Origin of the sequence: Zhongshania sp. (assembly GCF_041623545.1) — a bacterium.
Classification (GTDB): Bacteria; Pseudomonadota; Gammaproteobacteria; order Pseudomonadales; family Spongiibacteraceae; genus Spongiibacter.
Window position 1 is genome coordinate 1 of record NZ_JBFJWS010000114.1, and the last position, 9,289, is coordinate 9,289.

The following is a 9,289-nucleotide window of genomic DNA, read 5'->3' on the forward strand; positions in this document are numbered from 1 at the left end:
CTATGCAGCCTATGGCGGCGTATATATCGGTGTCGCCATAATATGGTTATGGGCAGTTGAGGGTATTCGGCCAACGCCATGGGATATTATTGGGTCTGGCGTCGCCCTAATTGGCATGGCCATTATTATGTTTGCGCCGCGAGCCACATTATAAAACGCTGCCTACCGACTCCCGTGAATCTTTCCAGGCTGCTAACGATTACTTTCGTTAAAGTAGGTAATAAATTCATAAGCGTGCACGGCATCATCTTGAAATGAATACAAGGTGAGATTATCTTTAATATAGCTTTCATAATTTTGAAGGTCGGCAATTTTATCCATGTTCTTAAAGCCCATCGACCACCCAGCAAAATTTCGTTCTTTCACGCGCCCAGTAATGACGGTCAACACATCCTTGTGTCGCTCATCCTGCTTGATAGTAGCATAGAGCTCCCGAACCGTTTCCTCCTCACCTTCAAGCATCTGCATAAAATTACCGCCCTTATAGAGCAGCATTCCGCTAATATCCAGATCACAATTCTTCGCCTGAGCCTGACGCAAAAGCACTAGCAAATCTTCTTCAGGCATTAATTCCACTGATGAGCTGACATAAATTAGATAGAAAATCACCGCCCCAACCCTCTAAGTGCATTGCAATCGACCTAGTTTCTAATCTCGCCACCCTACCAAGATACAGATACAGGCTTATTCAATATAACGCACTATCAGCATTCTGCTAGGAAACACAAATTTTAAAAACGCAATCAATGAATATCGGCCGCTGCCATGAGAATCACCTTAAAAATTGGCGCTACAAACTATCATTTTTATAAAGAGGCTGATCGCCACTGTGATCTCGGCCTCCGTGACGGCCTTTCATTCCCTGCTTCGCAAACAATAAACGCTGCTCCACTGGCATTTTAGGCAATACCTCCGCCAGCACATGATGACTAATTTTTTTCATTTCAGTCTCTGCGGTTCGCATCCGCTCAAAGCCCTGACTGATCTCTTCCGCGCTTACCTGAGGCACTTTTAAAATTTTGAACATATCACGTCGGGCGCTCCGCATTTCGCGAAAAGCGCCGCGCATTTCGCTGCGGTGCGCCTCCATCGCTAGGCGCATAGGCTCAGCGAAGGCACTGGGCGCATCCCGCAGTAGCTGTCGGGTCATGCCGTGCATAGCCCGACGCTCTTCCCCCGCCATACGATGTCCGATAAATAAGCCGACCAAGATCCCATTTACTACCAGTGAAACTAGTAAGGCCATTAAAATGCCTTTCTTCGATGTCATTGCACATCCTCCGCGAGCCAATCGCTCACCTCATACGTAATAGTGACGTTTAAATAAGCTACCTCGCTATCACTAAATACCTCCACATACCCACCTGCACCGAGAGCCACCCCCAGTAACACCGAGGCGGCCGCTGACGCGAAACTAATTTGCCAAAAGCGCGCGCCACCCTCTGTCACTCGCCCTACACGCGCTAGCGCGACGGCCCGCTGGGGCTGCTCGGTAATTGCCTGCAGACGACGCGCCATGGCATCGCTTATCGCGAGTTCAGTTAAATTGTCACAATAGTCTTGTACCAAGGCAGCTTCGTCTTTATTTGCCCGGGTCTTTATGGATTGCCAATCCTGATGACAATTGCGACTAAGCATTATGAAGACTCGGAGCAAAAATCGTCGCCACCGCGGCCAAGCGCTAATGTCACTGCCGTAAAACTGCACAGTTGCCTCTAAGGCCTTTTGTACTCTGTTCACGCGCTGCCTCCCAAACGTTCTTTCAACTGCGCTTTGGCACGGCCCAGCTGCGACTCCACGGCTTTAGCCGACAAGCCCATAATTTCTGCAATATCTTTTACTGGCAGGTCTCGGTAGAAGCGAAAAGCCAACACCGCCCGATAATTTGACGGCAAGCTGGCTAATGCTAATAACAGGGCCGAATCCGCGACCTCACTTGAGCATGCGCTTGATTCTGCACCATGACTCTCGTCCCCGGCCTCGGCATCAAGCTCCGCCGCCGCCAACCCGTCATTTAGCACATAACGCAGTTGTACCCGCTGCCGAAAATTTATCGCCAAGTTGTTGGCCACGCGATACAACCAAGTAGTTAGTTTGGCATCGTCTCGCCACTGGGGGGCGTGCACCCACAGGCGCTCAAAAACTTCTTGGCATAAATCCTCAGCATCATCGCGAGACAATACAATGCGGTACAAAACATTGAGTACCAGCCTGCTATGACGATTGAGCAAGCTGGCAAATGCCTGCCGGTCACCATTGGCAAGCCGGCGCATCAATTCACTGTCGTCAATCATTCAGACAGCGTTATTCATCAGGTATTCGCCGCTTTGCACGTTAAGCTCCTCGCATTTCGCGCTTAGCTGCACGCATTTCTTGTCTACTTATTTCACCATCACCATTGGCGTCCAACCGTTTAATTTTCTGCTCGGCTTCGCTGGCAAACTCCTCTGCCGAGATCATGCCGTCACCATTGAGATCAGCTTTACTAAAACGCACCTTGGCTTTCTCCTCGTGCATTTTTTGGCGCTGCGCCGCCATTTTCGCCCTCATTTCCGCAGTTTCTGCCTCAGTCACAAAACCGTCACCATTTAAATCCATTTTTTTAAACATGGCCTGTCGGTGTTCCAGCATTTCTGCGGTGCTTACCACGCCATCATCATTGAGGTCTGGATTATGGTGACGTTTATGGCCCTCACCGGCGTGTGCAGCCAATGTCATGGCGCTAAGCAGAACTGCTGGGAAAATTAATTTGGTATTCATATTTGTTACTCCGATAAAGGTTCGGTAGATTGCTACGGCCGTATTGATTAAACACCCCAGCTCATAAAACCCCTCGCAGCGACCTCTTGTATGGCAAAAAACACAAACCGTTAGTTCTCATCACCACTCGAATGCGTTAAAGTTAGCCTAAATCTAACTATATTTGATTGCAAAAGACCTTTGCGGGCCTCTGAATCTTCTACCTGCCAAATAGGTAACTCAGTAAATTTACATGCCCCAGCAACTTAATTAGCTAAGGTCATAATAAAAATGTGAACAGGACGTTCCGTGCCAGAGAGATTTCTATGCCTACGCGTATCGCCCTCGTTATTGCGACATTAATCAGCAATTTTGCCCTTACAAGCCTAGCATTAGCAGATAGTAACTACTCACATCGCGACCCAATTGAAGCAAGCTTAGCTTACCAAGCAGTGATTAGAACCCCATCATTCAGCGACCATAATGACGGTCATGTGTGGATCGCCGAGATGTCTAAAATGACCCGCCGCTACGTCCGCGACCCCGCTACGCGACTCCGCATATTGGCGCTGGCGCACAAACACGCTCTTGGTAACCAGCTGCCGCCGGGGCTGGTATTGGCTGTAATTGAAACTGAAAGCAGTTTTAACGGCCGCGCGACCTCTCGCGTTGGCGCCCGAGGCTTGATGCAGGTAATGCCCTTTTGGCGAGATGTATTAGGCCATTCCAGCGACAATCTTTATCAGACTGAGACCAATATTCGCTATGGCTGCAAAATTCTCAAACGCTACCTAGACCGCGAAAATGGCAATATTAGCCGCGCACTGGCCCGCTATAATGGCTCTGTGGGCAAATTGACCTACGCCAATAAAGTGATCAAAAAATGGCGGCGTTTTGATTCCACGCTCGAACTGGAGTCTGGCTTATTACTCGCCCAGCGCTAGTCAGCGCTGCACTCATAACGCCAAACCCCGGCTTCAAGGTAGCAACGATTTTTGGCGCCAGGGGACAGGGGATCACGCGCTTCATAGCCAGCATCACCAGCGTAGAGCATGCACACCCTATCATCATGCTTGGTGATTTGTGGCGTAATAAAGGGCGCGGGGCGGTCACGATAGAAACACTGCGCAGCGGCGACACTTGCACAGCGGTGTAATTCCTCGAGTGTCACCACCGTCGGCGGTAATAAAGCCAATTCGCCGTGGCGATGTTGTTCAAGAAAGGTATTCGGACTCGCCCAGCAGAAGGCATCCATCTCCTCGCCGTCAACAATCACTTCAGGTACATCTTGGCCGACCGTCGCAAGATAAAACCACGTTGCGAAACGCCGCCCCATACTCGGAGGCGTCGTCCAGTGAGACAACAACAACAACGACTCCGGATTTAGCACGAGGCCCGATTCTTCTTGTGTTTCACGAACCCCCGCGACTCGGGACGCCTGCGCTTCGTCGCGGTCTTCGGCGTAATCTTCAGGGTCAATTCGCCCCCCTGGGAACACCCAGTGACCACCACTAACCTTTAGCTGGCTATGCCTGCGCAGTAATAAGGTTTCAATACCCTCCGCCCCGTCGCGAACAATCACCACGGTCGCGGCTGCGCTTATCTCTGCACTCATAATTAATTACCACACACCATCTAGTGCACTTATTAAGGTTTGAACTCTTGGCCTAACTCTAAAATTATCAGGCAAATCGGCGTACACAATATTGCCATTTTCATCAGCAATTAGGGTCGTTGGTAATACCGTATCGCTACCATAGCCTAGGATTCCCAACGGAACACCATGGTGGTGATAAATGCCTAAGCGTTTCGCCGCCCTACTGTCGGTATCAGTGCATATTTGCATTGATACGTTTAAGCGCTGGGCCAGCTCGGCACTGCGCTGGGGTGTTTGCGGGCTAATTAAAACAACTGCAACACCCCGGCGCTGTATTTCTTGATATTGCTCGGCCAGCGCCTGAATTTGCGCTTGGCACACTGGACACCAGTTCCCGCGATAAAATATGTACAGTGTCTTACGGCCGAGAAAAGCCGAAGAATGCAGCTCAACCCCATCTGCGGACAGAACCGTAAAGTCCGGCAATTTAGCACCAATTTTCAGTAAAGGATTGTCCGGTCGGTCTAGGTCCGAATACCAAAATATATACAGGAGTACGCCGCCCAAGCCGAAAAACAAAGTGTAAAACGTCGGCAATGGCCGCATCTCAATAACGGCCAACAACGCGCCGACAAAAGCCGCGACAACGGGAATCGCGATATAGTTTGCAATTCCGCTCCACGGCAGAGAATAAACAATGGCCATAAATACCACTAAGGGTGCTATAGCGACGCTCACCCCCAGCCAAGACCAACTAAAGGTATTGCCATTAAGGTGGTACACCACACTTTGCGCCGTCACAATTAGGCACATTAAGAAGTATGGAATTGCATACCAACGCTTAATTTGGCCGAGCAGGGCCTTTATCATTTTTTATTATCCCGACTATTCACTCAAACACCTCAAGCCACGCTGTTAAATATAGCTATTGTGGGTTAGCTTTAGAAAATCAAACGCGCGACGCATTGACCTAAAATTTTTTACCAGGTAAAAACCGGCAATAGCTAAGAAAAACATTAGGACATAGACTTGTGGCGTATTCAAATTAATTAGCTGGCGACGCAATAAGTTACAGCTATAATTTAAAGCTTTAAACTATCAATTTTGTGTAAACACAGGGTGTGAATACCGTTATGGCAAAACTTTCAGTCATGGACCTCGCTTTTTTCTTAACCGAAACGGATGCGAGCCCCAAGCATGTCGGTGGCCTGCTGATGTTTCGCAAGCCCGCCAAGGCGGCGGCAAACTACGTAGAACAAGTCGTTGCCGAATACGCGGGCAATATTAACGAAATTCGTGCTCCCTTTAATCAAATCATCAAATTCAGCCGATTCAGCGCGCCACAGTGGCAAGTCGATAGTCAGTTCAATATAGAAAACCACGTTTTTTTTCACACCCTGAGTGGCAGTGATTTCCGCGACAGCCTGTATGCCGAGGTGAGCGAGCTACACAGTATTCGTCTCGACAAAAGCCGGCCTATGTGGGAAATGCATGTATTTCAAGGCATAGACAACCAGCGCTTCGCCATCTACACCAAACTCCACCACGCCTATGCTGACGGCGTCACCATGTCCTCATGGTTGGTCAATAGCCTCAGTAAAACTGCCCGCACCAAGGCAGTGACCCCAATTTGGTCGGTGCTACCCCAGAAGCGTCTGCAAAATACAGCGGACAGCATCTCTATAATGAAAGTCCTAAGCCAACTTGGTGGCCGCTCAGGTGACTATATCAAAGCCATAGCTGGGCTATCCAAACTCAGCGCGCAACTGGCTTTAGAAACCCTAAACCTTACCAAAAATGCCGTGGCAGTACCCTATAAAGCCAACCCCCACACCCCGCTTACCGGCCAAGTAAGCGCTGGTCGCCAAATAGCGACGGCGGCGGTAGATATGAAGCGCGTCACCCGCCTGCGCCAACAGACCCGATCGACGCTTAACCATATTGCCTTGACCTGTATTGATGGCGCGCTGCACCGCTATTTGCAAGATTGTAACGCCGACATCGACGAGCCAATCACCATTCAAATGCCGGTAAATTTACGTCGAAGCGGTGATGACAGCCTTGGCAATAAAATCGGTATTGTGTTGGTAGAGCTCGCCAGCAAAACCACCGACCCCTATGAGCGCCTGCGGGAAATCGGCTTTACGCTCCGCAACGTCCGCTACCAGATTGACGGCGTACCGCCGGCCTCGGTAATGGCCTATACCGTCTTACTAGGTGGGCTTTCGCTCGTCAGTGAGGCCCTTAAATTAGGCGACGTATTACCGCCGCTTGGTAACACGCTGGTTTCTAATGTACCCGGACCAGCTAAACCACTCTACCTAAAAGGCGCCAAGCTCGAAGAAATGTACCCGCTTAGCGCACTCACGCCCAGCAATCACTTGAATATTACGCTATACAGTTATGATGGCCGCCTGCAATTTGGCCTAGTCGCCAGCCAGGCGATGCCAAACCTTGATATTCTCAGTGATTACATTCACGATGCATTTGACGACTTGGAAGAGGCGGTATCCCCTCGCCAAGGCAAACTAGATTAAAAATAATAGTTTTATCGCAGTACTGATTTTAAAAGACCTGGAGATTCACCTATGAGTTATTTTGTTACCGGCGGAACCGGCTTTATTGGTCGCTTTCTGATTGAACGTCTCGCCAAGCGCAAAGGTACCATCTACGTTTTGGTGCGCCGAAGCTCCAAGCAAAAATACAAAGACCTATTACAAAAGACAGGTCTGAGCAGTGATCGTTTAGTCGCAATTAACGGTGACTTATCCAAACCCAAGCTTGGTATTAGCGCCAAAGATCTCGCGACACTCAAAGGCTCAGTTAAGCAGTTTTACCACCTTGCCGCGATCTACGACCTTAAGGCGGATGCTGCAAGCCAAGAAATTGCCAATATTGAAGGTACCAAGAACGCGATTGCCGCTGCCGAAGCCATGGAAGCCAAATGCTTCCACCTCGCCAGCTCTATCGCCGCAGCGGGCATGTATCGCGGCGTATTCCGCGAGGATATGTTTGAAGAAGCGCGGGGCTTGGACCACGCCTACTTCCGCACCAAGCACGTATCTGAAGGCCTTGTGCGCAGTGAGTGCAAGATCCCCTACCGTATTTACCGCCCAGCGATGGTCGTTGGCGACTCTAAAACGGGGGAAATCGACAAAATCGACGGTCCTTACTACTTCTTTAAACTATTGCAGCGACTGCGAAACCGTCTCCCCCAGTGGATGCCTCTGATTGGCATTGAAGGCGGACAAATGAACATTGTGCCAGTAGATTATGTCGCTGATGCAATGGACTTCCTGTCCCACAAAGCAGGATTGGATGGGCGCTGTTTTCACTTGGTTAACACCGAGACTCAGCAAGTTGGCGAAGTACTTAATATTTTATCCAAGGCCGCCCACGCCCCCCGCTTTGCCATGCGCATCGATATGCGCATGTTTGCCTTTATTCCCCCGTCAATATTGAACTTAGTAAAAGGCCTCCCCCCGGTGCGCCGTATTATTAGTGCCGTATTGGCTGATTATGGCATCCCCCCCGATGCCGTTAGCTTCATGAATATGCCCACCCGCTTTGACACCCGCGACACCATGAAAGCACTCAAGGGCAGCGGCATTGCCCCCCCGGCGCTAGAGGACTACGCGGCCAAAATTTGGGATTACTGGGAACGCAATCTCGACCCGAGTTTATTTAAGGACCGCTCACTACGCGGCAACGTCAAGGATAAGGTCGTTGTTATTACCGGTGCGTCTTCCGGTATTGGCAAGGCGGCATCGCTGAAATTAGCGGCTGCTGGCGCCAAGGTCATACTGGTAGCCCGTTCGGTAGAAAAACTGGATGAAACCCAAAAAGAGATTTCCGAAAAAGGCGGCACTAGCTTTGCTTATAGCTGTGACGTATCGGATTTAAGCTCTTGTGACAAGCTGGTAGCTACCCTGATCGAAAATCACGGCCAAGTCGATGTACTGGTGAACAACGCCGGCCGCTCAATTCGCCGCTCACTAGAACTGACCTTTGACCGCTTCCACGATTTTGAGCGCACCATGCAGCTCAATTACTTTGGCGCTATTCGTCTCATTATGGGTCTGGCACCATCAATGCTGGAGCGTAGAGCTGGTCACGTGATCAATATCTCATCGATTGCGGTCATCGTGGGCACCTCGCCGCGCTTCTCCGCATATGCCGCGTCTAAATCAGCCTTGGATGCCTTCTCGCGCAGTGCAGCAGCGGAGTTCTCAGACCGTAATATCGCCTTCACGACCATCAATATGCCACTGGTGAGAACGCCAATGATTGGGCCAACCTCAATCTACAACTCGGTACCCACCCTATCGCCAGAAGAAGCTGCCGACATGATTTGCGATGCGATTATTCGCCGTCCAAAGCGTATCGCAACTGGCCTCGGTATTACCGCGCAGGTGCTCAACGCCATCATGCCGAAAGCGGTAGAAATCACCATGAACACAGTATTCCGCACCTTCCCAGATTCATCTGCGGCCAAGGGTGACGGCGATGCAAGCGCGCCCGAAGTGTCCACTGAGCAAATGGCGTTGGCGGCGGTACTGAAAGGGGTTCACGTCTAAACACTGACGCCTTTAGGCTTAAGACTGACAAGGAGGGCTTTGGCCCTCCTTTTTTTATGTCTACTTGTTATGCCGCCAATAACCCAGAGGGGAAATAGTCCACAAAACGTATCGCGCCATACATTGAAAATATCGCAATAAGCCAAATAATCGGTAGCTTGCGACTACGTAAGACAAACAAACCCGCTAGTGCCCAAAATAGCGAAGACAGGTCTTTTGGCGCATTACTCAATACCGGATTCACCCAAGCAGCCACTAACATGCCAACCGCTACCGCATTCACTCCCGCAATCGCCGCAACAACGCGGCCCTGCTGAGCCAATTGCCGCCACACGCCACTAAGCCCAGCGACTAACAAAAAGCCAGGCAGGAACAC

Annotated in this window: 11 protein-coding genes and 1 pseudogene; 4 read left to right on the forward strand and 8 right to left on the reverse strand. The window is 50.3% G+C overall.

Annotation, left to right across the window (positions count from 1 at the left end):
- Positions 1 to 154: pseudogene (locus ABYT30_RS11200) on the forward strand (hypothetical protein); the annotation flags it as partial.
- Positions 155 to 192: 38 nt separating this feature from the next.
- Here ABYT30_RS11200 and ABYT30_RS11205 read toward each other — a convergent pair.
- From ABYT30_RS11205 to ABYT30_RS11225, 5 genes are all read right to left on the reverse strand, one after another.
- Positions 193 to 609, reverse strand: coding sequence for a BLUF domain-containing protein (locus ABYT30_RS11205; protein ID WP_373082746.1), 417 nt, complete (start codon positions 607 to 609; stop codon positions 193 to 195).
- Between the two features lie 181 nt (positions 610 to 790).
- Entirely contained in the window at positions 791 to 1,270 is a 480-nt protein-coding gene (locus ABYT30_RS11210) for a periplasmic heavy metal sensor (RefSeq protein ID WP_373096503.1), read from the reverse strand.
- Complete coding sequence (locus ABYT30_RS11215) at positions 1,267 to 1,740, reverse strand: hypothetical protein (RefSeq protein ID WP_373096505.1); 474 nt, start codon at positions 1,738 to 1,740, stop codon at positions 1,267 to 1,269. Before ABYT30_RS11215 ends, ABYT30_RS11210 begins: the two co-directional genes overlap by 4 nt.
- Positions 1,737 to 2,294, reverse strand: coding sequence for an RNA polymerase sigma factor (locus ABYT30_RS11220; protein ID WP_373096507.1), 558 nt, complete (start codon positions 2,292 to 2,294; stop codon positions 1,737 to 1,739). Before ABYT30_RS11220 ends, ABYT30_RS11215 begins: the two co-directional genes overlap by 4 nt.
- A 40-nt stretch (positions 2,295 to 2,334) precedes the next feature.
- A complete protein-coding gene (locus ABYT30_RS11225) occupies positions 2,335 to 2,760 on the reverse strand; it encodes an EF-hand domain-containing protein (RefSeq protein WP_373096510.1) in 426 nt (141 codons plus the stop codon).
- Positions 2,761 to 3,065: 305 nt separating this feature from the next.
- Between ABYT30_RS11225 and ABYT30_RS11230 the strand changes: the two genes are divergently transcribed.
- A complete protein-coding gene (locus tag ABYT30_RS11230) occupies positions 3,066 to 3,683 on the forward strand; it encodes a lytic transglycosylase domain-containing protein (protein WP_373096512.1) in 618 nt (205 codons plus the stop codon).
- Here ABYT30_RS11230 and ABYT30_RS11235 read toward each other — a convergent pair.
- Together ABYT30_RS11235 and ABYT30_RS11240 are read right to left on the reverse strand one after the other, a co-directional pair.
- On the reverse strand, positions 3,680 to 4,354 hold the full coding sequence (locus ABYT30_RS11235; RefSeq protein ID WP_373082761.1) for an NUDIX domain-containing protein: 675 nt from the start codon (positions 4,352 to 4,354) through the stop codon (positions 3,680 to 3,682). The two genes, ABYT30_RS11230 and ABYT30_RS11235, sit on opposite strands and share 4 nt — an antisense overlap.
- 6 nt (positions 4,355 to 4,360) lie before the next feature.
- Positions 4,361 to 5,206: a peroxiredoxin family protein gene (locus ABYT30_RS11240; RefSeq protein WP_373082762.1), complete on the reverse strand. Its 846-nt coding sequence runs from the start codon at positions 5,204 to 5,206 to the stop codon at positions 4,361 to 4,363.
- Between the two features lie 263 nt (positions 5,207 to 5,469).
- Here ABYT30_RS11240 and ABYT30_RS11245 point away from each other — a divergent pair, with 263 nt between their 5' ends.
- A complete protein-coding gene (locus ABYT30_RS11245; protein ID WP_373082764.1) occupies positions 5,470 to 6,873 on the forward strand; it encodes a wax ester/triacylglycerol synthase family O-acyltransferase in 1,404 nt (467 codons plus the stop codon).
- 51 nt (positions 6,874 to 6,924) lie between these two features.
- A complete protein-coding gene (locus tag ABYT30_RS11250; RefSeq protein ID WP_373096514.1) occupies positions 6,925 to 8,913 on the forward strand; it encodes an SDR family oxidoreductase in 1,989 nt (662 codons plus the stop codon).
- Between the two features lie 67 nt (positions 8,914 to 8,980).
- On the opposite strand, the gene ABYT30_RS11255 is transcribed toward ABYT30_RS11250, so the two are convergent.
- A partial coding sequence (locus ABYT30_RS11255; protein ID WP_373096516.1) for a chromate transporter occupies positions 8,981 to 9,289 on the reverse strand: 309 nt, incomplete at its 5' end.

What these genes read in the sequence shown, in the direction of transcription:
- ABYT30_RS11225 (WP_373096510.1), bottom strand. Translation starts at nt 2,760, where the DNA reads ATGAATACCAAATTAATTTTCCCAGCAGTTCTGCTTAGCGCCATGACA.
- ABYT30_RS11210 (WP_373096503.1), bottom strand. Translation starts at nt 1,270, where the DNA reads ATGACATCGAAGAAAGGCATTTTAATGGCCTTACTAGTTTCACTGGTA.
- ABYT30_RS11245 (WP_373082764.1), top strand. Translation starts at nt 5,470, where the DNA reads ATGGCAAAACTTTCAGTCATGGACCTCGCTTTTTTCTTAACCGAAACG.
- ABYT30_RS11250 (WP_373096514.1), top strand. Translation starts at nt 6,925, where the DNA reads ATGAGTTATTTTGTTACCGGCGGAACCGGCTTTATTGGTCGCTTTCTG.
- ABYT30_RS11230 (WP_373096512.1), top strand. Translation starts at nt 3,066, where the DNA reads ATGCCTACGCGTATCGCCCTCGTTATTGCGACATTAATCAGCAATTTT.
- ABYT30_RS11235 (WP_373082761.1), bottom strand. Translation starts at nt 4,354, where the DNA reads ATGAGTGCAGAGATAAGCGCAGCCGCGACCGTGGTGATTGTTCGCGAC.
- ABYT30_RS11240 (WP_373082762.1), bottom strand. Translation starts at nt 5,206, where the DNA reads ATGATAAAGGCCCTGCTCGGCCAAATTAAGCGTTGGTATGCAATTCCA.
- ABYT30_RS11220 (WP_373096507.1), bottom strand. Translation starts at nt 2,294, where the DNA reads ATGATTGACGACAGTGAATTGATGCGCCGGCTTGCCAATGGTGACCGG.